This window comes from Polymorphobacter sp. (assembly GCF_048007885.1).
GTDB lineage: Bacteria > Pseudomonadota > Alphaproteobacteria > Sphingomonadales > Sphingomonadaceae > Sandarakinorhabdus.
In genome coordinates this window covers 2,461,288-2,483,882 of record NZ_CP180346.1, presented here as the reverse complement: position 1 = coordinate 2,483,882, position 22,595 = coordinate 2,461,288, and the positions used below count along the sequence as shown (strand labels likewise).

Annotated in this window: 27 protein-coding genes; 10 read left to right on the top strand and 17 right to left on the bottom strand. The window is 68.6% G+C overall.

The annotated features are described in order from the left end of the window. Positions 1 to 15: 15 nt before the first annotated feature. On the top strand, positions 16 to 690 hold the full coding sequence (locus tag ACMVO5_RS11985; protein WP_416907727.1) for a DsbA family oxidoreductase: 675 nt from the start codon (positions 16 to 18) through the stop codon (positions 688 to 690). 266 nt (positions 691 to 956) lie between these two features. On the opposite strand, the gene ACMVO5_RS11980 is transcribed toward ACMVO5_RS11985, so the two are convergent. Genes ACMVO5_RS11980 through ACMVO5_RS11930 form a run of 11 tightly spaced genes read right to left on the bottom strand, consistent with a single transcriptional unit; the run spans position 957 to position 10,591 of the window. Next, positions 957 to 1,676, bottom strand: a complete 720-nt coding sequence (locus ACMVO5_RS11980; RefSeq protein ID WP_416907726.1) for an ABC transporter ATP-binding protein — start codon at positions 1,674 to 1,676, stop codon at positions 957 to 959. After that, complete coding sequence (locus ACMVO5_RS11975) at positions 1,673 to 2,890, bottom strand: ABC transporter permease (protein ID WP_416907725.1); 1,218 nt, start codon at positions 2,888 to 2,890, stop codon at positions 1,673 to 1,675. The genes ACMVO5_RS11980 and ACMVO5_RS11975 overlap by 4 nt, the downstream gene beginning before the upstream one ends. Beyond that, positions 2,891 to 3,940, bottom strand: a complete 1,050-nt coding sequence (locus tag ACMVO5_RS11970; RefSeq protein ID WP_416907724.1) for an efflux RND transporter periplasmic adaptor subunit — start codon at positions 3,938 to 3,940, stop codon at positions 2,891 to 2,893. 29 nt (positions 3,941 to 3,969) lie between these two features. Then, entirely contained in the window at positions 3,970 to 5,307 is a 1,338-nt protein-coding gene (locus ACMVO5_RS11965; RefSeq protein WP_416907723.1) for a bifunctional folylpolyglutamate synthase/dihydrofolate synthase, read from the bottom strand. Between the two features lie 2 nt (positions 5,308 to 5,309). Beyond that, positions 5,310 to 6,167, bottom strand: coding sequence for an acetyl-CoA carboxylase, carboxyltransferase subunit beta (gene accD / locus ACMVO5_RS11960; RefSeq protein WP_416907722.1), 858 nt, complete (start codon positions 6,165 to 6,167; stop codon positions 5,310 to 5,312). Then, positions 6,164 to 7,000 carry a tryptophan synthase subunit alpha gene (gene trpA, locus ACMVO5_RS11955; protein ID WP_416907721.1) on the bottom strand — a complete coding sequence of 279 codons (837 nt, stop codon included), beginning with the start codon at positions 6,998 to 7,000 and terminating at the stop codon, positions 6,164 to 6,166. The genes accD and trpA overlap by 4 nt, the downstream gene beginning before the upstream one ends. Beyond that, a complete protein-coding gene (gene trpB / locus ACMVO5_RS11950; protein ID WP_416907720.1) occupies positions 7,000 to 8,214 on the bottom strand; it encodes a tryptophan synthase subunit beta in 1,215 nt (404 codons plus the stop codon). The genes trpA and trpB overlap by 1 nt, the downstream gene beginning before the upstream one ends. Beyond that, positions 8,211 to 8,855, bottom strand: a complete 645-nt coding sequence (locus tag ACMVO5_RS11945; RefSeq protein WP_416907719.1) for a phosphoribosylanthranilate isomerase — start codon at positions 8,853 to 8,855, stop codon at positions 8,211 to 8,213. Before ACMVO5_RS11945 ends, trpB begins: the two co-directional genes overlap by 4 nt. After that, positions 8,852 to 9,529: an orotidine-5'-phosphate decarboxylase gene (pyrF, locus tag ACMVO5_RS11940; protein WP_416907718.1), complete on the bottom strand. Its 678-nt coding sequence runs from the start codon at positions 9,527 to 9,529 to the stop codon at positions 8,852 to 8,854. The genes ACMVO5_RS11945 and pyrF overlap by 4 nt, the downstream gene beginning before the upstream one ends. 4 nt (positions 9,530 to 9,533) lie before the next feature. Then, positions 9,534 to 9,836, bottom strand: coding sequence for a hypothetical protein (locus tag ACMVO5_RS11935; RefSeq protein WP_416907717.1), 303 nt, complete (start codon positions 9,834 to 9,836; stop codon positions 9,534 to 9,536). Further along, positions 9,836 to 10,591 carry a competence/damage-inducible protein A gene (locus ACMVO5_RS11930; RefSeq protein ID WP_416909373.1) on the bottom strand — a complete coding sequence of 252 codons (756 nt, stop codon included), beginning with the start codon at positions 10,589 to 10,591 and terminating at the stop codon, positions 9,836 to 9,838. The genes ACMVO5_RS11935 and ACMVO5_RS11930 overlap by 1 nt, the downstream gene beginning before the upstream one ends. Before the next feature lie 103 nt (positions 10,592 to 10,694). On the opposite strand from ACMVO5_RS11930, the gene map reads away from it, so the two are divergent. Beyond that, on the top strand, positions 10,695 to 11,492 hold the full coding sequence (map, locus tag ACMVO5_RS11925) for a type I methionyl aminopeptidase (protein WP_416907716.1): 798 nt from the start codon (positions 10,695 to 10,697) through the stop codon (positions 11,490 to 11,492). Position 11,493: 1 nt separating this feature from the next. Beyond that, the gene (radC, locus tag ACMVO5_RS11920; RefSeq protein WP_416907715.1) at positions 11,494 to 12,174 is read left to right on the top strand and encodes a RadC family protein; all 681 of its coding nucleotides are present in this window, start codon (positions 11,494 to 11,496) and stop codon (positions 12,172 to 12,174) included. Positions 12,175 to 12,421: 247 nt separating this feature from the next. Here the strand turns inward: radC and ACMVO5_RS11915 are convergent, their stop codons facing one another. Beyond that, positions 12,422 to 12,769, bottom strand: a complete 348-nt coding sequence (locus tag ACMVO5_RS11915; RefSeq protein ID WP_416907714.1) for a ribose-phosphate pyrophosphokinase — start codon at positions 12,767 to 12,769, stop codon at positions 12,422 to 12,424. A gap of 45 nt (positions 12,770 to 12,814) precedes the next feature. Between ACMVO5_RS11915 and ACMVO5_RS11910 the strand changes: the two genes are divergently transcribed. From ACMVO5_RS11910 to ACMVO5_RS11890, 5 genes are read left to right on the top strand one after another with little or no spacing between them, the layout of a single operon-like run. Continuing rightward, positions 12,815 to 13,447 (top strand): ribonuclease D, encoded by a 633-nt coding sequence (locus ACMVO5_RS11910; RefSeq protein ID WP_416907713.1) that lies wholly within the window; start codon positions 12,815 to 12,817, stop codon positions 13,445 to 13,447. A gap of 9 nt (positions 13,448 to 13,456) precedes the next feature. Then, positions 13,457 to 14,110, top strand: coding sequence for an LPS export ABC transporter periplasmic protein LptC (locus ACMVO5_RS11905; RefSeq protein WP_416907712.1), 654 nt, complete (start codon positions 13,457 to 13,459; stop codon positions 14,108 to 14,110). Further along, a complete protein-coding gene (locus ACMVO5_RS11900; protein WP_416907711.1) occupies positions 14,107 to 14,637 on the top strand; it encodes an LptA/OstA family protein in 531 nt (176 codons plus the stop codon). The genes ACMVO5_RS11905 and ACMVO5_RS11900 overlap by 4 nt, the downstream gene beginning before the upstream one ends. Before the next feature lie 37 nt (positions 14,638 to 14,674). Further along, on the top strand, positions 14,675 to 15,601 hold the full coding sequence (locus ACMVO5_RS11895; protein ID WP_416907710.1) for a VOC family protein: 927 nt from the start codon (positions 14,675 to 14,677) through the stop codon (positions 15,599 to 15,601). A 13-nt stretch (positions 15,602 to 15,614) separates the two neighbouring features. Next, complete coding sequence (locus tag ACMVO5_RS11890; RefSeq protein ID WP_416907709.1) at positions 15,615 to 17,027, top strand: alpha/beta fold hydrolase; 1,413 nt, start codon at positions 15,615 to 15,617, stop codon at positions 17,025 to 17,027. A gap of 19 nt (positions 17,028 to 17,046) precedes the next feature. Here ACMVO5_RS11890 and ACMVO5_RS11885 read toward each other — a convergent pair whose 3' ends face one another. The 4 genes from ACMVO5_RS11885 to mtnP form a co-directional block, all read right to left on the bottom strand. Beyond that, entirely contained in the window at positions 17,047 to 17,271 is a 225-nt protein-coding gene (locus tag ACMVO5_RS11885; protein ID WP_416907708.1) for a hypothetical protein, read from the bottom strand. Between the two features lie 32 nt (positions 17,272 to 17,303). After that, entirely contained in the window at positions 17,304 to 17,510 is a 207-nt protein-coding gene (locus ACMVO5_RS11880; RefSeq protein WP_416907707.1) for a hypothetical protein, read from the bottom strand. Between the two features lie 249 nt (positions 17,511 to 17,759). After that, positions 17,760 to 18,587, bottom strand: coding sequence for an alpha/beta fold hydrolase (locus ACMVO5_RS11875; protein WP_416907706.1), 828 nt, complete (start codon positions 18,585 to 18,587; stop codon positions 17,760 to 17,762). Then, positions 18,584 to 19,447, bottom strand: a complete 864-nt coding sequence (gene mtnP, locus ACMVO5_RS11870; RefSeq protein WP_416907705.1) for an S-methyl-5'-thioadenosine phosphorylase — start codon at positions 19,445 to 19,447, stop codon at positions 18,584 to 18,586. Before mtnP ends, ACMVO5_RS11875 begins: the two co-directional genes overlap by 4 nt. Before the next feature lie 52 nt (positions 19,448 to 19,499). On the opposite strand from mtnP, the gene ACMVO5_RS11865 reads away from it, so the two are divergent. Beyond that, on the top strand, positions 19,500 to 20,489 hold the full coding sequence (locus ACMVO5_RS11865) for a protochlorophyllide reductase (protein WP_416907704.1): 990 nt from the start codon (positions 19,500 to 19,502) through the stop codon (positions 20,487 to 20,489). Here ACMVO5_RS11865 and ACMVO5_RS11860 read toward each other — a convergent pair. After that, positions 20,486 to 21,730 (bottom strand): Coenzyme F420 hydrogenase/dehydrogenase, beta subunit C-terminal domain, encoded by a 1,245-nt coding sequence (locus tag ACMVO5_RS11860; RefSeq protein ID WP_416907703.1) that lies wholly within the window; start codon positions 21,728 to 21,730, stop codon positions 20,486 to 20,488. The two genes, ACMVO5_RS11865 and ACMVO5_RS11860, sit on opposite strands and share 4 nt — an antisense overlap. Before the next feature lie 50 nt (positions 21,731 to 21,780). On the opposite strand from ACMVO5_RS11860, the gene ACMVO5_RS11855 reads away from it, so the two are divergent. Further along, positions 21,781 to 22,593, top strand: coding sequence for an alpha/beta fold hydrolase (locus ACMVO5_RS11855; protein WP_416907702.1), 813 nt, complete (start codon positions 21,781 to 21,783; stop codon positions 22,591 to 22,593). Positions 22,594 to 22,595: the final 2 nt, after the last annotated feature.

Below are 22,595 nucleotides of genomic sequence, written 5' to 3'. Positions count from 1 at the left end.
CAAAAGGAGAGCCACATGACCACCACCCCGCAAGCCCCCCAGCCGCTGCGCATCGATTTCGTCTCCGACGTCATGTGCCCCTGGTGCGTCATCGGCCTCAAATCCCTCGAAACCGCACTCGAGCGCACCACCCACCTCGTCACCCCCAGCCTCCACTTCCAACCCTTCGAACTCAACCCCGAAATGGCCGATGAAGGCGAGAACACCGCCGAACACATCGCCCGCAAATATGGCGCCGACCCCGCCCGCGCCGCCGCCAGCCGCTCCGCCCTGCGTGACGCCGCCGCCGCCCACAACTTCCAGATCAACTCAGGCCCCGAAAGCCGCATCTGGAACAGCTTCAACTGCCACCGCCTCCTCCACTGGGCCGGCCTCATCTCACCCACCCACCAACGCGCCCTCAAACTCGCCCTGTTCACCGCCCACTTCACCAACGGCGAACCCATGAACACCCCCCAAACCCTCACCAACGCCGCCAAAACCGCCGGCCTCGACCCAGACGCCGCCGCCGAAGTCCTCGCCTCCGACCGCTACACCGCCGAAGTCCGCAGCGCCCAAGCCCAGTGGCGCGCCGCCGACATCAACGCGGTCCCCGCCATCATCTTCAACCGCCAATACCTCATCCTCGGCGGCCAACCCCCCGAAGCCTTCGAAAACTTCATCCACAAACTCACCACCAAAGCCGCCTGACCGCGCCGCCCCTGCGACCAGAAAAGAGCCTCCGGCGGGTGAAGAAGGGCCTCCGGCGGCTGGGGCCTCAGGCCCCAGACCCCATTAGTGGAACAGCCCAATATCTCCGTCGCCCCGGACCTGATCCGGGGTCCAAGCGACTCCGTTCCCCCCAAGCCCAGCGCCGCAGGCTATAATGCGCTACGCGCCAGCGCTGCCCTCTCCAAGTACATCCCACCCCCACAAATGGGGTCTGGGGCCTAAGGCCCCAGCCGCCGGAGGCCCTTCTACCCCGCCGGAGGCCCAACCTCCCCGCCCACAGCCCCCCGCACGATCCGCCCATCCAGCAGTTCCACCCGGCGCGCGCACTGCCCGGCGATATATTCGTCGTGGGTGGAGATGAGGAAGCTGGTGTTCATGGTCGCGTTGATCTCGCGGATCAGCGTCATCACATCATCGGCCGAGGCCCGGTCGAGGCTGCCGACCGGTTCATCGGCGAGCACGAGGGCGGGGTTGTTGATGAGGGCGCGGGCGACGGCGACGCGTTGGCGCTGGCCGCCGGACATGGCGCCGGGGCGGTAGTCGCGGCGGTTGGCGAGGCCGACGGCGTCGAGCAGCTCGCTGGCGCGTGCGCGCATGGCGGCGGTTTCGCGGCCTTGGGCAGCAGCGGCGGGCATCATCACATTTTCGAGTGCCGAGAGGTCGGGCAGCAGGTGGTGAAACTGGAAGACGAAGCCGAGGTGTTCGGAGCGGAAGCGGGTGCGTTCGGCGTCGCTGGCGTGCATCAGGTCGGTGCCGAGCATCTCGTGGGCACCGCTGGTGGCGCGCATCAGGGTGCCGATGATGGTCAGGAAGGTGCTCTTGCCGGAGCCGGACGGGCCGAGCAGGGCGGCCATTTCGCCCGAGGTCATCGAAAAGTCGATGCCTTTCAGGACCTCGACTTCGGCCTCACCGCTGCCGAAGCGCTTGGTCAGGCCCTTGACCGTCAGAATGGCTTCGCCGCTCATGCGCCGATCGCGTCCACGGGGTCGATCGCGGCGGCGCGGCGCGCGGGCAGGATCGAGGCGAGCGTGGCGGCCAGCGTGGTCAGCGTGACGGCGAGCAGAAAGTCGCCTTGTCCCCGGTCGATGGGCAGGCTGCTGTCGCGCACGGCGGCCATGGTCGCATCAACGCTGGGCAGCGGCAGCAGCACCAGCCAGGCGGCGAGTGCGCCCAGAAGCGCGCCGAACAGGCCGATCAGCGTGCCTTCGAGCACGAAGACCGAGACGACGAGCCGCTTGCTCGCCCCCATGGCGCGCATGATGCCGATCTCGCCCTGCCGGCGCTGGATGGAGAGCAGCATGGCGCTGGCCACGCCGACGATGATGGTGACGAGCGAGGCCGCCTTGATGATATAGCCGGTGCGCGCCTGCGCCCGCAGCGCTTCGAACAGCTGGCCGTTGTCCTCGGTCCACGGCGTCGTCTTCAGCCCCGTGGCGCGGCGCAGCCGGGCGGCGACCGTATCGGCGGCGGTGGCGGGCAGGGTCTTGATCTCGATGCGCGAAATGCCGCTGGGCAAATCGAAGAGTGCGCGCGCGGCGGTGAAGTTCATATAGACGCTGGTCCGGTCGACGCTGGCGACACCCAGGGTGAAGATACCGGTGATGCGAAAGCTGCGCGCCCGCCCCCGGTCCGATTGCAACACCACCACCTGGCCGGTGCTGAGGCCAAGGTCGCGCGCCAGCCGGCTGCCGATCAGCACCCCGTCGGCGGGCAGCGCGCCGCTTCCATCGACAATGGCGGCGGGAATATCGGCGATCTTGCCAAGGTCAGCGGGGGCCACGCCGATCACGCTCACCGGCACCACCGCCTCGCCGCGCGCGACAAAGGCCGAGCCCCGGATCTGCGGCGCCACCCTGAGCACGCCGGGCGTGGCGGTGATGATCGGCAGCAGCGGCTGCCAGACGGCGATCTGCTCGCGCCGGCCAAGGTCCTTCTGCACCACCGCCAGCGTGGCGGCGTCCGCCGAAAGCACAACCGGATCACGCTCCGCCATCTCCAGCACGACATGGGGAATGCTGCCCACGGTGCGCAGCGTCAGCAGCGTCGCCAGCCCGCCGATCAGCGCGCTGATGAAGATGAACAGGCTCACCCCCAGCCCCACGCCCGCCATCAGCAGAAGCGATTGCCCCGGATGCGACAGCAGATGGCGCAGCGCCAGCTTGGCTGCATAGGGCTGCATCTAGCCCTGCGGCCTCACCCGCGCGCCCGGCGCCGCCGCATCGGGCGCCGCCAGAATGCGCTCGCCCGCCGCAAGGCCGCTGGTCACGATCACCCGCGCCGCCGGCCAGTCGATGATCGCGACCGCCCGCGCCTCCACCACCTCATCCGCGCCGACCACGCGCACCTCCGCGCCCCCCGCCCCCTGCATCACCGCCCCGCGCGGCACGCTCAGCGCCGCCTCGCGCCGCTCGATCAGCAGATTGGCCGTCACCGTCAGCCCCGCCGCCAGCCCGTCCACCGCCTCGTCCAGATCAAGCCGCACCGTCCGCGCCCCGCTCGCCGCATCGACCCGCGGCTCGATGAACGCCACCGTGCCGCTCACCTCTCCCCGCCCCGGCAGCGCCACCCGCGCCGTCATCCCGGCGCTGATCTCGCCCGCATAAATCTCGTCCACCTCCAGGCTCACCTGCGGCCGCGTGAGGTCAGCCAGCCGGTAAATCACCGTCTCCGGCCCCACCATCTGCCCCGGATCAACCGGCCGCGCCGTCACCACCCCGTCAAACGGCGCCCGCAACACGCGGCGCGCCCTGAGTTCGCGCGCCTGCGCCAGCACCGCGCGCCGCCGCGCAAGCTCGCGCCCGCCTTCGCTCACCTCAAGCCGCCGCCGCTCCACCTCGCGCCGCGTCGCAAAATCGCCCAGCCCCTCAAAGCGCGCCAGCTCGCGCCGCGCCTGCGCCAACACCGCCCCCTGCGCCGCCACCGCCGCTTCCGCCGCCTCAATCGCCGCCGCCTCGGGCGCATCATCAATCCGCGCCATCTCCGCGCCCGCCTTCACCGCGTCGCCCACATCAAAGGGCAGCGCCGCAAGCGCCCCGCTGCCGTTCGCCCGCACCGCCACCTCAAGCCGCGGCCTGATCCGCCCATTGACCGCCAGCACCCGTTCCACCGGCCCTTGCGTCACGCTCACCACGGCCACGCGCACGGGCCGCGTTTCCAGCCACCACCACAGCGCGCCCGCCAGCGCCACCGCTGCCGCCAGCACCCCCAGTCGCAAGGCGTCCGTCTTCATGCGCCCATCTACGCACGATGCGCCGACAATCAAACCGGCAGCGGCCCGTTTTCCTTCAAAAAGCTCCCCGCCAGATGCAGCGAGCCACAGACCAGCACCCGCGCCGGCTGCCCCAGCCGCGCCAGCGCCTCGCCCAGCGTGTCCGCCGTCACCGGCTCCAGCCCCGCCGCCGCCGCCTTCGCCGCCAGCTCAAACGGACTCAGCCCGGCATGCCCCTCCACCGGCACCGCAATCAGCCGCGTGCCAGCCGGAAAACACTTCAAAAACCCGTCATGGTCCTTCGATCCCAACATGCCGCACACCAGCAGCAGCGGCAGCGGCGGCTTGCATGCCAGCACCGCGCTCGACAGCGCCCGCCCGGCCGAGGGATTATGCGCCCCGTCCAGCCACAGCTCCGAGCCTTCGGGCAACAACTCAAACAGCGGCCCCGCCGAAATCCGCTGCAGCCGCGCCGGCCATTCCGCCCAGCCCATCGCCGCCCGCAGCGCCCCGTCGGGTACCGCCAGCCGGTCCTGCGCCCGCAGCATGGCAATCGCGAGGCCCGCATTGTCGATCTGATGCCCGCCCGCCAGCCGCGGCAGCGGCAGCGTCAGCCGCCCGGCCCCGTCGCGGTAATGCAATTGCCCCTCATAGCCGGCCGCGTCCCAGTCATCGCCGCGCATCAGCAGCTTCGCCCCCGCCACCCCCGCCACCTCGGCAATCCGCGCCGCCACCGTGCGCGGATAGCGCGCCGTCACCAGCGGCACCCCCTTCTTGGCAATCCCCGCCTTCTCCCCGGCAATCGCCAGAATCGTGTTCCCCAGAAATTGCTGATGGTCGAGCCCCAGCGCCGCAATCCCGGTCACCAGCGGCTGCTGAATCACATTGGTCGCGTCCATCCGCCCGCCCATGCCCACCTCGATCACGCAGGCATCCGCCGGCACGCGCGAAAACGCCAGCAGCGCCACCGCCGTCGTCAGCTCGAAAAAGGTGATCGGCTGCCCCCCGCCCTTCGCCAGCACCTCGCGCAACAGCTCGGCCAGCGCCTCATCCTCAATCAGCGCCCCCGCCAGCCTGATCCGCTCGTTGAAGCGCACCAGATGCGGCGAGGTATAGCAGTGCACCCGCAGCCCCGCCGCCTCCAGCCCGGCGCGCACAAAGGCCACCGTCGAGCCCTTGCCATTGGTGCCCGCCACATGAAACACCGGCGGCAGCTTCTGATGCGGGTTGCCCAGCCGCCCCAGCAGCCGCACCAGCCGGTCGAGCGTCAGGTCGATCTCGCGCGGGTGCAACGCATAGGCCGCTGCCAGCAGCGCATCGAGCACGGCGTCATCGCTGCGCGCCCGCGGCATCGTCGGCCCGCTCACGCCGCCTGCGCTGCCGCTCATGCTCAGGCAGCCGCCCGCCGCCGCGCCGTCAACAGCTCGATCAGCCGCGCCAGCGTCTCCTTCAGCTCGGCGCGGTGCACCACCATGTCGAGCATCCCATGTTCCAGCAGATATTCCGCCCGCTGAAAGCCCTCCGGCAGCTTCTCCCGAATCGTCTGCTCAATCACCCGCTGCCCGGCAAAGCCGATCAGCGCGCCCGGCTCGGCAATCTGCACATCGCCCAGCATCGCATAGCTCGCCGTCACCCCGCCCGTCGTCGGGTCGGTCAGCACCACGATATAGGGCAGCCCCGCCTCGTGCAGGGCGGCAATCCCCACCGTCGTGCGCGGCATCTGCATCAGGCTCAAAATGCCCTCCTGCATCCGCGCCCCGCCAGCGGCGGTAAACACCACAAAGGGCGCATCCGCCTCAATGGCCGCATCAATGCCGGCCAGAAAGGCCTCGCCCACGCCCAGCCCCATCGAGCCGCCCATGAAGGCAAAATTCTGCACCGCCACCACCGCCGTGCGCCCGCCGATCTCACCGCGCGCCAGCGTCATCGCCTCGCTCTCGCCGGTCTTGGCCCGCGCCGCCTTCAGCCGCTCGGTATAGCGCTTCTGGTCCTTGAACCTCAGCGGGTCCTCCACCACCTTCGGGCTCGGGATCACCGTCCATTCGCCGTCAAACACCAGCGCAAAGCGCTGCTTCGGCCCGATCCGCTCATGATGGTCGCAGCGCGGGCAGACCGCGTCATTCTCGTCCCATTCCTTGGTATAGACCATCGCGCCGCAATTGCCGCACTTGGTCCACAGATTGTCCGGCGTGTCGCGGCGGCTGATGAAGTCCGTCATCCGCTGCCGCGTGCGTGTCAGCCAGCTCATGCCTGCATCTCCCCACTCATCACCCGCGCATCCCTCACCGCCGCCGCCAGCGCGCCAACCTGCGCCGCCACCCGCGCCGGAATGTCATTGGCCCGCGCCTCCGCCGCCGCGCCGATCGCATCGACAATCGCCGAGCCGACCACCACCGCATCGCTGTGCCGCGCCACGGCCGCTGCCTGCTCCGGCGTGCGCACGCCAAAGCCCACCGCAATCGGCAAGTCGGTCGCGGCCCTGAGCCGCGTCACCGCCGCGCCAATCTCGTCCGCGCTCGCCGCATTGGCCCCGGTCACGCCCGCCACCGCCACATAATAAAGAAAGCCCGACGCCCCGCCCAAAACCTTCGGCAGCCGCGCCGCATCGGTCGTCGGCGTGGCAAGCCGCACCAGGTGCAGCCCGGCCGCCTCCAGATGCGGCAACAGCTCGTCCGCCTCCTCGGGCGGCAGATCGACCACGATCGTCCCGTCCAGCCCCGCCGCCGCCGCCTCGCGCGCAAACCGCTCCGGCCCATAGGCAAGAATCGGGTTGTAATAGCCCATCAGCACCAGCGGCGTGGTCGCATCGCCGGCCCGAAACGCCCGCACCATCGCCAGCACATCGCGCAGCCGCGTGCCATGCGACAGGCTGCGCAAATTGCCCGCCTGAATCGCCGGCCCATCGGCCATCGGGTCGGTAAAGGGCATGCCGATCTCGATGATGTCCGCGCCCGCGCCCGGCAGCGCCGCCAATATCGCCGCCGAGGTCTCCAGGTCCGGATCGCCCGCCGTCACAAAGGTCACCAGCGCCGCGCGCCCCTCAGCGCGGCACGCCGCAAAGCGCGTCGCCAGCCGGTCCATCACAGCTCCACCCCCAGCGCTTCGGCCACGGTGAAAATATCCTTGTCCCCGCGCCCGCACAAATTGGCGAGAATGATCTGGTCCGCGCCCATCCCGGGCGCCATCCGCGCAATCGCCGCCAGCGCATGGCTCGGCTCAAGGGCGGGGATGATCCCCTCCACAGCACACAGCATCTTGAACGCCGCCAGCGCCTCATCATCGGTCGCAGACTGATATTCCACCCGGCCAATGGCATGCAGCCAGGCGTGTTCCGGCCCGATGCCCGGATAATCCAGCCCCGCCGAAATCGAATGCGCCTCGGTGATCTGCCCATCCTCGTCCTGCAGCAGCATCGTCTTGTTGCCGTGCAAGACGCCGGGCCGCCCGCCCGCCAAAGACGCAGCGTGCGCGCCTGACGAAAGCCCATGCCCCGACGCCTCGACGCCCACCATCTTCACGTCCGCATCATCCAGAAACGGATGAAACAGCCCGATCGCGTTCGATCCGCCGCCAATCGCCGCCACCAGCATGTCCGGCAGCCGCCCCTCGCGCGCCAGCATCTGCGCGCGCGCCTCGGTGCCGATCACGCTCTGAAAATCGCGCACCATCTCCGGGTAAGGGTGCGGCCCCGCTGCGGTCCCGATGATGTAAAAAGTATCGTGCACATTGGTCACCCAGTCGCGCAGCGCCTCGTTCATCGCATCCTTCAACGTCTTCGAGCCGCTCTCGACGCTGCGCACCTCGGCGCCCAGCAGCTTCATGCGAAACACATTGGGCGCCTGGCGCGCAATGTCGCGCGCGCCCATATAGATGGTGCAGGGCAGACCAAAGCGCGCGGCCACCGTCGCGGTCGCCACCCCATGCTGGCCCGCGCCCGTCTCGGCAATGATCCGCGTCTTGCCCATCCGCCGCGCCAGCAAGATCTGCCCGATGCAATTGTTGATCTTGTGCGCGCCCGTATGGTTCAGCTCATCGCGCTTCAGATAGATCTTGGCCCCACCCAGATGCGCGGTCAGCCGCTCGGCAAAATACATCGGGCTCGGCCGGCCGACATAATGTTCGAGCAGATCGTCAAACTCGGCGCGAAAGCCCTCGTCCGCCTTGGCCGCCGTATAGGCCGCCTCCAGTTCGAGGATCAGCGGCATCAGCGTCTCGGCCACATAGCGCCCGCCAAATTCGCCGAAATGCCCGTTCGCATCCGGCCCGCTGCGCAGCGACGGCGTAATCACGTTCATGCCCGCACCACCTTCGCAAACTCCTCGATCAAGCTCACCGACTTCACACCCACAGCTTCTTCCACACCGCTCGACACATCGACAAAGCCAAAGCCCGAAAGGCCGCTGGCCGCGCCAATCGCCGCGCCCACATTGGCCGGCGAAAGACCACCGCCCAGCCCCCAGGGCCGGCCAATGGTCATGCCCGAAAGCAGCCGCCAGTCAAAGGCCAGCCCATTGCCGCCGGGCAAGCTGGCGTCCCTAGGCGCTTTGGCATCGAGGAGCAACCATTCCGCCGGTCCCGCCGCCGCCACCGCCGCCCTGATCTCGTCGCGGGTCGACACGCCTGCCGCCTTCCACACCGGCAAGCCCGTCCGCGCCGCCACCGCCGCCACGCGCGCCGCATCCTCGCGCCCATGCAGCTGCAACGTGTCGATGCCGGCCGAGGTCACCGCATCGATCAGCGCATCATCAGGATCGACCAACACCGCCACCCGCCTCACGCCGGCCCGCACCCGGCCAATCAGCGCCGCCGCCCGGTCAAGCGGCAGAAAGCGAGGGGACGGCGGAAAGAAGTTGAAGCCCAGCGCAAAGCTGCCGACAGCCTGCGCCGCATCCACCGTCCCGGGCGTCGTCAGCCCACAAATCTTGAAATCTGTCATAGGCTTGCTGCAATTTCTGCTGCAGCATCGGCTGGCGACACGGCCGCCGTGATCGGCCGCCCGATCACCAACACTGACGCACCCGCCGCCAATGCCGCAGCAGGCGTCATCACCCGCTTCTGGTCCCCCATGTCCGCACCCGCCGGCCGCACGCCCGGCACCACGATCAGCGCGTCCGGCCACATCGCCCGCACGGCCGCTGCCTCATGCGCCGAGGCCACCACCCCCTGAAGCCCGCCCGCGCGCGCCACACCCGCCAGCCGCGCCACCTGCGCGCCCGCCCCGTCAGCCACGCCAGCGGCCACAAGGTCAGCATCATCAAGGCTGGTCAGCACCGTCACCGCGACGATTTGCGTCGCCTCAGGCGCCGCCGCCCGCGCCGCCTTCGCCATCGCCGTGCCGCCTGCGGCGTGAATGGTCAGAATCGACGGCGCCAGCGGCGCCAGCGCCGCCACCGCACTGCCCACGGTATTGGGGATGTCATGCAGCTTCAAATCGAGAAACAGCGGCAGGCCGGTCCCAGCCATCACCGCCGCGACACCCGCCGCGCCGTTCGCGCAGAAAAACTCCAGCCCCAGCTTCACCCCGCCGATATGCGGCGCACAGGCCGCCACCAGCGCGGAAGCCGCCGCCACATCGGTCGTGTCCACCGCCAGATAGACCGGATTGCCCACCCGCTCAGCCCTCCACCGGCGGGGTCGGCGGAGCAGGCGCAGGCGGCGGCCCCGCCTGCGCACGCGCCTGCGCCTCGATCAGCAGCCGCTCCACCCGCTCCAGCTTGCGCTTCATCATCGCGCGGGCCGCCAGCGCCGAAAGCCAGGTCGGCAGCCAGCCCGCCAGAAAGGCCGCCGCAATGATCAGCGGCAGCGGCACCTGCACGGCCTGCCCATCCGGCAGCAAAAACGGCACCAGAGACCAGTTGGCCACCGACAGCAGCAAAAACGCCGCGCCCACCAAAGCCACGAGCAGCGCCCGCAGCATCAGATCTCGCCGTCCACAGCCGCAATCCCCGCCGCAGCCAGCGCCGCCATCAGCGCGCCCACCACCGTCTCAAGCTGCGCCGCGCTGGTCGACCGCAACACGAAATTCGCCCCGGTCTTGCCCTCCCGCCAAAAGGGATAGCTGCCGATCTGCACGCCCGGATGCGCCGTCTCCACCGCCACCAGCGTATCAGCCGCCGCACTCTCCTGCGTCCACGCCCCCACGGTGCGGCTCAGCACCGGCAGCCCACCCTCCAGCTGCCCATCCAGCGCCGCCAGCATCCCCTGGGTGATCATCGGCACCCCGGCCATGATGAAGATATTGCCGATCCTGATGCCCGGCGCCTTGGTGCGCGGATTGTGAATCAGGCTCGCCCCTTCCGGCGTCCGCGCCATGCGCAGCCGCGCGTCATTCAGCTTGTCGCCGTAATGATCCGCCAAAATCGCCCGCGCCTCGGGGTGCACCACCACCTCCAGCCCCAGCGCCGCCGCAATCGCGTCCACGGTAATGTCATCATGCGTCGGCCCGATGCCGCCGGTGGTGAAGAGGTAATCATGCGCCCCCGAAAGCGCCGTCACCGCCGCCCCGATGGCGGCCATGTCATCGGCCACCACCCGCACTTCCTTCAGCCGGATCCCCTGCACCCCCAGCCAGCGCGCCAGATAGCCAAGGTTGGCGTCCTGCGTCCGCCCCGACAAGATCTCGTCGCCGATGATCACCAGCCCCGCCGTCCAGATCCGGCCCTCATCATGCATCGCATCGCTCATGCGCATCCTCTAGCCGAGCCGCCACACCCGCGCAAAGCGCCAATCGCCGCCCCCGATTGCCGACAGGCGCGCAAAGTCCTATCTCAGGCCCATGGACCAGACCGCCACCCTCATCGACACCCCCGAAGGCCGCATCCGCCTCCACGGCGAAGCCGGCTTTGAAGGCATGCGCCGCGCCGGCCGCCTCGCCGCAGAAGTGCTCGACATGCTCACGCCGCACGTCGTCCCCGGCGTCTCCACCCTCGATCTCGACCAGATGGCCTGGGAATTCGTCCGCAACCATGGTGCTGCATCCGCCACCGTCTTCTACCGCGGCTATTCGCACAGCCTGTGCATCAGCCCCAATCACGTCGTCTGCCACGGCATCCCGTCTGCCGCCAAGCGCCTCAAGGACGGCGACATCACCAACATCGACGTCACCGTCGTCGTCGACGGCTGGTACGGCGACACCAGCCGCATGTTCTGCGTCGGCAACGTGCCGCTGAAGGCCCGCCGCCTCGTCGATGTCACCCTCGAATGTCTCGAGCGCGCCATCGCCGTCGCCAAGCCCGGCGCCACCCTGGGCGACATCGGCCATGTCATCCAGTCCCACGCCGAAGCCAACCGCTACACCGTCGTCCGCGATTTCTGCGGCCACGGCCTCGGCCAGGTCTTCCACGACGCCCCCAATGTCGTCCACTACGGCAAGCCCGGCCGCGGCCTCACCCTCAAGCCCGGCATGATCTTCACCATCGAACCCATGATCAACGCCGGCAAACCCGATGTGAAGATCCTCGAAGACGGCTGGACCGCCGTCACCCGCGACCGCTCGCTCTCCGCCCAATGGGAACATTCCATCGGCATCACCGAAACCGGCTGCGAAGTCTTCACCCGCTCCCCCCTCCCCTGACATGGACGCATCAGCGGACCCGACCGGCCATCGCGAACGCCTCCGCCAGCGCCTGATGGACGGCAGCGGCGATGCCTTCCACGATTACGAGCTGCTCGAATATCTCCTGGCCCTCGCCATCCCCCGCCGCGACACCAAGGGCCTCGCCAAAGACCTCCTCGCCGAATTCGGCAGCCTCGCCGCCCTGCTCGCCGCCGACCCCAAGGAGCTCCAGCGCGTCCCCGGCCTCGGCGCATCCGCCGCCGCCGCCATCAAGTTCGTCCAGGCCGTCCAGCTCCGCGCCCAGCGCCGCGCGCTAGAAAACCGCCCCGTCCTCTCCAGCTGGCAAGCGCTCCTCGATTATCTCCACAGCGCCATGGCCCACCGCACCGCAGAAGAATTCCGCGTCATCTTCCTCGACACCAAAAACCAGATCCTCCGCGATGAAGTCCTCGGCCAAGGCACCGTCAACGCCGCCCCCGTCTACCCCCGCGAAGTCATCAAACGCGCCCTCGAACTGCAAGCCGCCGCCGTCATCCTCGTCCACAACCACCCCAGCGGCGACCCCACCCCGTCCCGCGACGACATCGCCATGACCCGCACCATCGTCGAAGCCGGCCGCCACCTCGGCCTCACCGTCCACGACCACATCATCATCGGCCAAACCGGCGAAACCTCACTCCGCGCCCAAGGCCTGATCTAGGCACTGCCTCCGGCGGCTGGGGGCGACGCCCCCAGACCCCATCCGTGGCACAGCCCAAAATTCCCCGTCGCCCCGGACCTGATCCGGGGCCCAAGCGACTCGCTCCGCCCCAAACCCAGCGCCGCAGGCAATAAAAGAGCTACGCGCAGGCGCTCCCCTCTCCAGTCTTGTCCCAAACCAACAAATGGGGTCTGGGGCCCAAGGCCCCAGCCGCCGGAGGCCCTTCTCCCCCGCAGGAGGCCCGTAACTACCGCCCCCGCCAATAGGCAAACGCCCGCCCCTGCACCTCGGCCACAAACCGCGCCGCATCCGGCCCTTCAAACAGCCCGTTCCAGTCGCGCCGCCCCACCCACCAGCCTTGCCCCGGCAGTCCGTCGGACGCGCGCACCACCAGCACCGCCAGTTCCGGCTCGCCCACCGCCGCCGCCCGTTCGTCCACCCGGTCGAGCACGGCGCACAGCGCCCGCATTTTCGGCCGGCTAAAGGCAAAGCCCAGCGCGCCCAGCGCGTCCGAATAGCTCAGCGCCGTGCCAGCGCGCGCGGCGGCGCGCATCAGCGCCTCCACCTCGTCCACGTCAAAAAGTCCCTCTGCCATCACACCGCCTTACCAAAAGCGCCCGCCCCTGCTAAGCGCGCATCCATGACAGTCCATCTCCATGAAGGCGATCTCCCCGCCGATGTCCGCTTCGCCCCCGGCCCGATCGCGGTCGACACCGAGACGATGGGCCTCCACCCCCACCGCGACCGGCTCTGCCTCGTCCAGCTTTCCGATGGCCAGGGCGATGAGCATCTCGTCCGCTTTGCCCCCGATGCCAGCGGCCATGTCGACTACAGCGCGCCGCGCCTCAAGGCCCTGCTGTCAGACCGCGCGCGCCTCAAGCTCTATCATTTCGCCCGCTTCGATCTGGCGGTCCTCGAACATCATCTCGGCATCGAGGCCGGCCCCGTCTTCTGCACCAAGATCGCCAGCAAGCTCACCCGCACCTACACCGATCGTCATGGCCTCAAGGACCTGCTGCGCGAGCTTCTCGGCGTCGAGGTCTCCAAGCAGCAGCAATCCTCGGACTGGGGTGCCGACACGCTCAGCGAAGCCCAGAAGGACTATGCCGCCTCGGATGTGCGCTATCTCCACCGCGCCCACGAAATCCTCGTCCAGCGCCTCGCCCGCGAGAATCGCACGGCCATCGCCGACGCCTGCTTCGCCTTCCTCCCCACCCGCGCCCGCCTCGATCTCGCCGGCTGGGCGGAGAGCGACATCTTCGCCCATATGTAGCGAGCCCCGATGAGCGCGCCCCCCCTCACCGCCACACTTCTGACGCCGCGCCAGCGCCGCGCGCTCCCCGGCAGCGCCCATGAAAAGCTGATGGTCCGGCTGAAATGGCTGCTCCCCAGCCTCGCCGCCCTGCTGCTCGCCCTCATCATCATCTGGCCGCTGTCCAGCGTGCAGGAGTTCAGCTTCCTGCTCGCCAAGGACAATGTCGAAATGGCCACCGAGCGGCTGCGCGTCGACCGCGCCAGCTACCGCGGCGAGACCGCGCGCGGCGAGCCCTTCCTCATCGAAGCCGAAAAGGCCGTGCAAAAAACCAGCGCCGTCGCCGAAGTCGAGCTCACCCGCCTCCAGGCCCGCATCGAGGGGCGCGACGGCCTCGCGCTCGTCACCGCCCCCGCCGGCACCTATTTCCTCAATGACGACAATCTGCGCGTCAGCGGCCCCATCCGCCTCGATTCGGCCGCCGGCTACACGGTCGAAACCGGCACCGTCGACATCGACATGAACACCCGCAGCCTCGTCTCGCGGGAGGCGGTGGCCGGCGAAATCCCCATCGGCCGCTTCAATGCCGATCATCTCGAAGCCGATCTGCAAGGCCGCGTCCTCATCCTCGAGGGCCGCGCCCACTTGCGCATCAAGGGCCGCACAGGCAGAGCCACACCATGATCCGCGCGCTCCTGATCGCCCTCACGCTCTCGGCCTCCCCGCTTCTGGCCCAATCCCGCCCCTCCGCGCTGGCGGGCCAGGACACCGGCGCCCCCATCGATTTCGACGCCGACCGAATCGAGATCCGCGACGAGATCAGCCAGGCCGTGCTCATCGGCAATGTCGTCATCCGTCAGGGCCGGCTCACGCTCAATGCCGACCGTGTCACCGTGCTCTACACGCGGCAGGGCGAAAATCCCGCCATGCAGCGCCTCGATGCGCGCGGCAATGTCCGCCTCGTCAGCCCGTCCGAAACCGTCACCGCCACCAGCGCCATCTATGATGTCCCCGCCCGGCTCATCACCATGCTGGGCCGCGTCAATCTCGACCGGCAGGGCTCCAAGCTCAGCGGCCAGCGCCTCGTCCTAAATCTCGCCAGCGGCGCCACCAGCTTCGATGCCCGCACACCGGGTGCCCAGACCGGCCGCGTCTCCGGCACCTTCATCGTCCCCGAAAGACCAGCAGGCGAGCAAACCCCGCCCAAATAACTTGCCGCCCTTCATTTGTCCGGACAAGGTGCCGCCCATGACCGCACATATCGTCACCGCACAGGCCTTCCAAACCCCCGGCCGCATCGCCGCCGGCACCGTCCTCACCCCCGATCTCGCCGCCAGCCTCGCCGATTACACCGGCGTGCTCGGCCTCGAAGTCATCGATGACAGCCCCATTTCGCCGCAAGAGGCAGCCAGCTGGGCCGCCCCCGCCATGGCCGGCCGCCCCGCCCGCCTGCTCCGCGCGCCCCACGCCACCCCCTATGTCACCCGCCTCATCGCCGCCACGCCCGTGCCCGGCTACAGGCCGCTCAAGACCTTCGGCTGGGCCGCCTATGAACACAGCGTCGTCGATTGCGATGCCCTCTTCGCAAAAATGCCCGGCTCCGGCTTCACCGTCATCGGGGAGCCCAAGCTGGTCCCCGGCTTTGACAATTTCATCCCCTTCCAGGTCACCGGCCGGGCCGGCGAGACGCTCTACCTCAATCAGGTGCTGAACGGCTCAATGTCCGATCTCGACCTGCCCAATACACGCGCCAGCGTCGACCAGATGTTCATCGCCGTGCTCGCAGCGAGGGACCGGGAAGCAACCCTCGCCTTCCACACCAAGATGCTCGGCTTCGAGCAGGGCGAGACCTGGGTCATCCCCTACAGCGTCATCAACAACAGCTTCGGTCTGCCCCCAGAGACCACCACCGCCATGACCATGACCAAGACCGGCCGCATCCCGGCCAGCGAAGTCGATCAATATCCCGAGGCCGCCACCCCGCGCCCCACCGCACCCGGCGAACTCCCCCCCGGCAACGCCATAGTCAGCTTCCTCACCAAAAGCCTCGATGCCGTCGCAGCCCCCCTTCTCGGCCCGGTCCTGCACCGCGACGGCCCGCTCTACGCCGGCCGCCGCTCGGCCGCCGTGCGCGGCCCCAGCGGGGAAATCATCGAGCTCATCGAAGCCGCATGAACGGACCTGCCCAATGACTGACAGCATGACCATCACCCGCCACTTCATCGACGTGCGTAACCCCGATGGCAGCGCGCGCCGCGTCCATTATCGCCGCGCCGGCCAGGGCCGCCCGCTGCTCCTCGTCCACCAGTCGCCGCGCTCGTCCGCCGAATATGAGCCGCTCATCGAAAAATGGGCGCCGCACTTCACCTGCATCGCCCCCGACACGCCCGGCTTCGGCGAGAGCGATCCCCTGCCCCATGCCGCCCCCGACGTGAAGGACTATGCCGAGGCCGTCTTCGCCTTCCTCGATGCGATCGGCCTGCCGCAGGTCGCGGCTTACGGCTTTCATTCGGGCGCCATCATCCTCATCACCGCGGCCAAACACGCGCCCCAGCGCTTCTCCACCATCGCAGCCGGCGGCTATGCCATGTGGACCGATGAGGAGCGCCGGGCCTTTGCCGCCAACTACACCCCGCCTTACGTCTTCATGCCATACGGGGAACATCTCACCTGGACCTGGTCGCGCATCCGCGAACAAAGCTGGTTCTTCCCCTGGTATGCCGCCTCGGACGCCAACCGCCTGCCCTTCCCGCATGATGACGCGCTGAAAAATCACGCCATGGTCATGGATGTCATGGCCGCCGGCCCCAGCTATGCGCTGGGTTACGCCGCCGTGCTGCAAGCCCCGCGCGACCTGCCGGAGGCCGGCCAGCCCACCCCGCCCGTCCTGATCACCGGCTATGACGGCGATCCGCTGACCGCCCATATCGACCGCATCGAGCGCCTGCCGCAGGGCTGGGCGACGGCGAAGCACAAACTCCCCGAAGAGGCCGAAGCCGCAGCGCTGTCATGGCTCCAGACCCACGCCGGAGACGGCCAGCCGCTGCCCCGCGCGCCTGATGATGAAGGCTATAGCCTGAACCAGCTCCACTGGCTGGGGGACCGCGCCTCGGGCCATGTCCACCTCCACGCCCCCGGCTCGGCCGCCGAATTCGCCCATGAGCCGGGCCAGCTGACCCTCGATCTCCCCGGCCACGGCCTCAGCGTGCCCGAGGCCAAAAATCCCGATGAAGCGCTGGCCATCCTCAGCGAAGCGCTCTCCACCCTGCTCACCGCCACCCCCAGCCGCATCACCGGAGACGGCGCCAGCAGCGTGCTCGCCGCCCGCCTGTCAGCAGCGTATGGCCTCGCGCCCGAGCCCATCATCCCCGGCCCCCATGCGCACATCCCCAATCTGGTGCCAGACAGCTACGGCAGCCATCTCACCCGCGCCTTCGCCTGGGCCCGCGCCGAAGCCGCCTTCTCCGGCCGCCCCAGCCCCGAAACGGTGCGCGCCATCCCCAAAGGCGCGCTCGACCCCGCACGGCTCCACCGCCGCACGCTGGCCCTGCTCCGCTCCCGCGGCGCCAACACCCTCACCGACGCGCTGGGCCGGCCCTGAGTCCAGACGGCTCAGGCCCTCAAAGGCTCGTCGTGCCCGCCCCATAACTGGCAAAGCCATCCGCCCCCGGCTTCACCGAGCCATCGCCCAGCTTCACCGAGCCATCACCAACGACCCGGGGGCCGCTCTCGCGCACCTTCTGCACCGCCGGCAACAACAGCCCGATCCCGCCCGCCGCCTCATCCAGCGCCGCATCGCTCACCACCTCCGGCGCATCCGCCGGCGTCTTGTCCTTCTCGCTCATCGCATCTCTCCCTTGAAAAACCACGCCAGCCCTCAAAGGCTCGTCGTGCCCGCCCCATAATCGGCAAAGCCATCCGCCCCCGGCTTCACCGAGCCATCACCAACGACCCGGGGGCCGCTCTCGCGCACCTTCTGCACCGCCGGCAACAACAGCCCGATCCCGCCCGCCGCCTCATCCAGCGCCGCATCGCTCACCACCTCCGGCGCATCCGCCGCCTTCATGTCCTTCTCGCTCATCATGTCCACTCCCATCTGATTGGCCCATCTGGTTGCCAATGCCCAATCTACGGCGACTCCCCGTCCCCGGATGCACAGCATAACCCAAAATCTTTGACTTGCGAAATTAACCGAAATGGTTATAATGCACCATCAACCGGCCCGGGCCGGCCCCGAAAATCCACCCCCAAGCGGCTGAAAAACAACGCCGCCGCCCTAACCTTCCTAACCTTCCGCCCCGAAGGTCAGGCCCCAAACCCCCGCAAACACACCTCAAACACACAGCCCGCGAATCGCCGCGCGCACCACATCCGGCGCCTGCAGCGGCAGAAAATGCCCCGTCCCCGGCACCCGCGCGGCGCGCACGCACTGCGGATGCCCGGCAAAGGCGGCAAATTCCGCCTCGCCCACCGTCGAACCAGTCTCGGCCGCCAGCATCACGAACGGCCGCACCAGCCGCGCCAGCTGCTGCTCCACATCCAGCCGCACCCCCCGATAGGCCGCCGCCTCCACCCCCGGCGCACAGGCCAGCCGCACCCCATCCCCGTCGTCCACAAACCCGCCCGCCACATAAGCTGCAAGGTCCTCCTCCGAAAACTGCCGGAACACCCCCCGCCCGGCATAGCTCGCCAACGCCTCGTCCCGGCTGGCAAACACCGCGCGCCGCTTCTCCGCCTGGTCCGCCAGCGGATTGGGCACCGGCACCCCCCCCGCCGCCCGCGCCACATCAAAGGGAATGAACGGCGGATCGAGCATCACCACCCCCAACACCCGTTCCGGCGCCATCACGGCCGCCAGCAAAGCCGATGTCGCCCCCATGCTATGCCCCGCCAACCAGAAGGCCTGCCCCGGCGCCACCACCTCCATCAACGCCAGCGTGTCCCGCCCCAGCACGTCCCACGCCATGTCGCCCCCGGCCGGCGTCTCGCCGTGCCCCCGCGCATCACTCGCCACCACATTGAACCGGTCCGAAAGCGGGTCCAGCAGCCGCGCATAAAGCGCCGCATGCATCCCCGTCGCATGGCCAAAATGCAGCCACGGCAATCCCTTGCCCGCCTCCCACACCAGCGCCGACGCGCCGTTAATGACGGCCCGCCTCACCCCAGCACCCGCGCCAAAATCGGCTGCAATGTCCGCATCATGTCCCCGTCCCGCATCTCCGGCGCGGTAATCAGCGCCGTATCCAAAACCGTATCAATCGCCACCCCCGCGCGCACCCCCGGCAAAGCGCCAGCCAGCCCCCTGACCATGGTCCGCGCCTTGGCCCCATTGGCCCCCATCACCTTGATGATCTCCGCCACATCCACATCATCCGCCTCGCGCCAGCTGTCATAATCGGTCACCATGCCCACCAGCGCATAGGGCAGCTCCGCCTCCCGCGCCAACCGCGCCTCCGGCATCGCCGTCATCCCGATCACATCCGCCCCCCAGGCCCGATACAACCGGCTCTCGGCCCGCGTCGAAAACTGCGGCCCCTCCATCGCCAGATAGGTCGCCCCCTCATGCACCCGCGCCCCTGCGCCACGTGCCGCATCGCCTGCCAGCCCAGCCAGCCGCGCACAAACCGGGTCAGCCAGCGGCACATGCGCCACCAGCCCGGCCCCAAAAAAACTCCCCGGCCGCCCCTTGGTCCGGTCGATGAACTGGTCCACCACCACAAAATCCCCCGGCGCCATCTCCTCGCGCAAAGACCCCACCGCCGACACCGACAGCACATCGGTGCAGCCCAGCATCTTCAGCGCCATGATATTGGCCCGCGCATTGATCTCGCCCGGCGGCACCACATGCCCCCGCCCATGGCGCGGCAAAAACGCCAGCCGCACCTCGCCCAGCCGCCCCACCAATATGTCGTCCGAAGGCCGGCCAAACGCCGTCTCCACCCGTTCCCACCGCGCGTCCGCCAGCCCATCGAGCGCGTACAGCCCCGATCCCCCCATCACGCCCAGAAGCCAACCCGACATCACCCGCTCCAAACAGTTGCGAACCGCCCCCGACTGCGGCAAAAATACCCCTATGACCAGCCCCGAACCCACCCCGACCGTCATCATCACCGGCGCCTCCTCCGGTGTCGGCCTCTGGGCCGCCAAGGCCCTGGCCGACCGCGGCTGGCATGTCATCATGGCCTGCCGCGATCTCGCCAAGGCCGAAGCCGCCGCCACCGAAACCGGCATCCCCAAGGGCCAGCACAGCCTGATGCACATCGATCTCGGCGATCTCGACTCGGTGCGCGCGTTCGTCACCGCCTTTCTCGCCACCGGCCGCCCGCTCGATGCGCTGGTCCTCAATGCGGCTGTCTACATGCCCCGCCTCGAAGCCCCGCTGCGCTCGCCCCAAGGCTATGAGCTGGCGGTCGCCACCAATTATTTCGGCCACTTCCTGCTCGCCAACCTGCTCATCCCCGGCCTCGCCAAGGCCAAGGCCCCCCGCCTCGTCACGCTGGGCACCGTCACCGCCAATTCCGAGGAGTTCGGCGGCAAGATCCCCATCCCCGCGCCTGCTGATCTCGGCAATCTCGAAGGCCTTGAAGCCGGCTTCCTGACCCCCGTCGCCATGATCGACGGCAAGCCCTTCAAGCCCGGCAAGGCCTATAAGGACAGCAAGCTCGCCCTGATGATGATGAGCCGCGAGCTCCACGCCCGCTTCCACAAGACAACGGGCATCATCTTCTCCACCCTCTACCCCGGCTGCGTCGCCGACACGCCGCTGTTCCGCCACGCGCCACGCGCCTTCCAGCGCATCTTTCCCTGGTTCCAGAAGAACATCACCAAGGGCTATGTCAGCCAGCCGCTGTCGGGCGAACGCGTGGCCGATGTCGTCGCGGATCCCGGCTTCACCCGCTCGGGCGTCCATTGGAGCTGGGGCAACCGGCAGAAGCCCGGCGCCAAGGCCTTCGCCCAGCCCTTGAGCGCCAAGGCCGAATCCGCCCCCCGCTCGGCTCGTCTCTGGACGCTCACCTCAAAGCTCGTCGGGCTTGAGGGCGCACCGCTTCAGGTCGCCGCCTAGCGCGTCTCGCCGTCTTCGGGCGTCAGCCCATAGCGCGCCGCCAGCCGCCAGACATGCGGCGGGATCATGTTCTTCATCCTGGCCCCATGCAGCCGCCGCAAAAACAGCACGCTCTCGATCGCCTTCATCTCCACCCGCGCCCGGCCAAATTCCAGCCCCTTCGGCCCAACGAGCGGCATGATCCGCCCCACGATCGGCCTGAGCCAGTTCGGCATCTTCCTGAGCGGCAGGCCGCCGGCCGCCAGTATCGTGTTGGCCATGAAGCCCTTCACCGGCCCGGACCGGTCACCCTTCGAGCGCACTTCAGAGAGCTCGACCTCACCCTCCAGCAGCGCCAGCAGCTCCGCGCCGCGGTCGTTCCTGACCAGCAGCCACTGCTCCCCCTCGCCGCCCATATAGCCCACGGTGATATCAGCGAGCGCATTGGTGTAATCCACACAGGTCCGGCAGGTGGTCGGCCAGAAATCGGTGCGCAGGTCAGACAGCGGCAGCATCAGAAACGGCACCAGCTTGCGCCGCCCGTCATCAAAGCGCAGCTCCACCTTGTAGTCGGCGCGAAACTCCAGATAGGAAATCGTCTCGGGCTGGTCTGACAGCAGCGCCAGAAACTCGTGAAAATTGGCCGTCGTCGTATTGTCCGAACACGGCGTGCCGATCACATAGATGCGCTCAAAGCCGAAATCGGCCTCGATCTTGCGCAGTGCATGCACCTGGCAGGGGATACCAATCACCGCGATCCGCTTGTAGCCCTTGTCCCGCGCCGGCTCCAACATGGCGAGCAGCGGCGCATAGCCCATCCGCATGCCCCTGACCGCCGCCATGCCCTCAGCCTTGGTGACGATCACCGGCATCGGCTTCCAACGGTCCTCGGGGTCGGGTGCCATGGTCAACACCGCATCAACGGCCCCCTCCTCCAGCAGCCGCTGCCCAAGCCGCGAGGTGATGCCGGTCCACTGCGCGCCCGCAAGCGGCGCCTTCAGCCGCGCCCGCCACATCGCCTTGAAGGGGCCGAAGAACAGCTCGTCCGGCTCCGTCTGCGGGTCGCGCGCCCGGCCATGCACCATGGTCTCGGTCGCGGCATAATCGGGCTTGATGAACTGGCACGCCGTGCCGCACGCGCTCGGGTCCTTCAGCCGCGAGACCCCGCAATCGGTGCACAGCCCGCGCGGCGCTGCCGCCCGCACTGCGGGGGCCTCCACACCGTCTGCAACCTTCATCGATATGCGGCTTGTCTCGTTCATCCCGCCACCCTAGCTTCGGCCCTCATCCGCGCAAGTGAAAGACCAGAGCCGTGTCCGTCAACCGAAGAACCGTTCTTGCCGCCGCCCCGATGGCCGCTGTTGCCGGTGCCGCACGCGCGGCCCCGCTTGGCGACAAGCCGCCGTTCATCCTCATCCATGGCACCTGGCTCGGCGGCTGGATCTGGGCCGATGTCGCTGCCCGGCTGCGCGCGGGCGGCCATGTTGTTCACACCCCCAGCCTGACCGGTCTGGGTGACCGCGCCCACCTCGCCTCGCCCGAGGTCGGCCTTGAAACCCATATCAACGACATCACCGCGATCATCGACTGCGAGGAGATGACCGACGTCATCCTGGTGGCCCAGAGCTTTTCCGGCATCGCGGCCACCGGCGCGCTCGACCGGCGCCGGGCTCAGGTCCGCCATATCGCCTTTTTCGATGGCCTAATCCCCGCCGGCGACCGGATGTCGGGCATCGAGACCGACGCCGAGGGCCGCGAGCTGCCAAGCTTCACCAAGCGCCGCGCCGAGTTCATCGACGGATATCTGATGGATTTCTTCAAAAGCTATCCGATGCAGATGCTCGTTTCTGATGATCACCCCGAAATCCAGGCCCGGCTGCGCCGCCGCATCACGCCCCACCCCGCGCGCGGCTGGACCGACCGGCTCCGCCTCGAAAACGGCGGCTGGGAGGGTGTGCCGCGCAGCTCGATCCGCTGCATGGGCCAGATTTTTGCGCCGTCCTCCGAACGGATGTGGGGGCCTTCGCGCGCGCCAGGCTGGAACAACATCGACCTAGACTTCGGCCGCATGGGCATGCTGACCGACCCCGACATGGTTGCCGACGCGCTGCTGTCGCTGGCCTGAGC

Bases quoted from the DNA above. Each gene is read 5' to 3' on its own strand.
- ACMVO5_RS11905 (WP_416907712.1), top strand. From the start codon at position 13,457: ATGAGCGCGCCCCCCCTCACCGCCACACTTCTGACGCCGCGCCAGCGC.
- trpA (WP_416907721.1), bottom strand. From the start codon at position 7,000: ATGGACCGGCTGGCGACGCGCTTTGCGGCGTGCCGCGCTGAGGGGCGC.
- ACMVO5_RS11970 (WP_416907724.1), bottom strand. From the start codon at position 3,940: ATGAAGACGGACGCCTTGCGACTGGGGGTGCTGGCGGCAGCGGTGGCG.
- ACMVO5_RS11860 (WP_416907703.1), bottom strand. From the start codon at position 21,730: ATGAACGAGACAAGCCGCATATCGATGAAGGTTGCAGACGGTGTGGAG.
- accD (WP_416907722.1), bottom strand. From the start codon at position 6,167: ATGAGCTGGCTGACACGCACGCGGCAGCGGATGACGGACTTCATCAGC.
- ACMVO5_RS11985 (WP_416907727.1), top strand. From the start codon at position 16: ATGACCACCACCCCGCAAGCCCCCCAGCCGCTGCGCATCGATTTCGTC.
- ACMVO5_RS11915 (WP_416907714.1), bottom strand. From the start codon at position 12,769: ATGGCAGAGGGACTTTTTGACGTGGACGAGGTGGAGGCGCTGATGCGC.
- radC (WP_416907715.1), top strand. From the start codon at position 11,494: ATGGACGCATCAGCGGACCCGACCGGCCATCGCGAACGCCTCCGCCAG.
- mtnP (WP_416907705.1), bottom strand. From the start codon at position 19,447: ATGTCGGGTTGGCTTCTGGGCGTGATGGGGGGATCGGGGCTGTACGCG.
- ACMVO5_RS11900 (WP_416907711.1), top strand. From the start codon at position 14,107: ATGATCCGCGCGCTCCTGATCGCCCTCACGCTCTCGGCCTCCCCGCTT.
- ACMVO5_RS11935 (WP_416907717.1), bottom strand. From the start codon at position 9,836: ATGCTGCGGGCGCTGCTCGTGGCTTTGGTGGGCGCGGCGTTTTTGCTG.
- ACMVO5_RS11980 (WP_416907726.1), bottom strand. From the start codon at position 1,676: ATGAGCGGCGAAGCCATTCTGACGGTCAAGGGCCTGACCAAGCGCTTC.
- ACMVO5_RS11880 (WP_416907707.1), bottom strand. From the start codon at position 17,510: ATGATGAGCGAGAAGGACATGAAGGCGGCGGATGCGCCGGAGGTGGTG.
- trpB (WP_416907720.1), bottom strand. From the start codon at position 8,214: ATGAACGTGATTACGCCGTCGCTGCGCAGCGGGCCGGATGCGAACGGG.
- ACMVO5_RS11930 (WP_416909373.1), bottom strand. From the start codon at position 10,591: ATGCATGATGAGGGCCGGATCTGGACGGCGGGGCTGGTGATCATCGGC.
- map (WP_416907716.1), top strand. From the start codon at position 10,695: ATGGACCAGACCGCCACCCTCATCGACACCCCCGAAGGCCGCATCCGC.
- ACMVO5_RS11890 (WP_416907709.1), top strand. From the start codon at position 15,615: ATGACTGACAGCATGACCATCACCCGCCACTTCATCGACGTGCGTAAC.
- ACMVO5_RS11865 (WP_416907704.1), top strand. From the start codon at position 19,500: ATGACCAGCCCCGAACCCACCCCGACCGTCATCATCACCGGCGCCTCC.
- ACMVO5_RS11895 (WP_416907710.1), top strand. From the start codon at position 14,675: ATGACCGCACATATCGTCACCGCACAGGCCTTCCAAACCCCCGGCCGC.
- ACMVO5_RS11965 (WP_416907723.1), bottom strand. From the start codon at position 5,307: ATGAGCGGCAGCGCAGGCGGCGTGAGCGGGCCGACGATGCCGCGGGCG.
- ACMVO5_RS11975 (WP_416907725.1), bottom strand. From the start codon at position 2,890: ATGCAGCCCTATGCAGCCAAGCTGGCGCTGCGCCATCTGCTGTCGCAT.
- ACMVO5_RS11945 (WP_416907719.1), bottom strand. From the start codon at position 8,855: ATGACAGATTTCAAGATTTGTGGGCTGACGACGCCCGGGACGGTGGAT.
- ACMVO5_RS11885 (WP_416907708.1), bottom strand. From the start codon at position 17,271: ATGAGCGAGAAGGACAAGACGCCGGCGGATGCGCCGGAGGTGGTGAGC.
- ACMVO5_RS11910 (WP_416907713.1), top strand. From the start codon at position 12,815: ATGACAGTCCATCTCCATGAAGGCGATCTCCCCGCCGATGTCCGCTTC.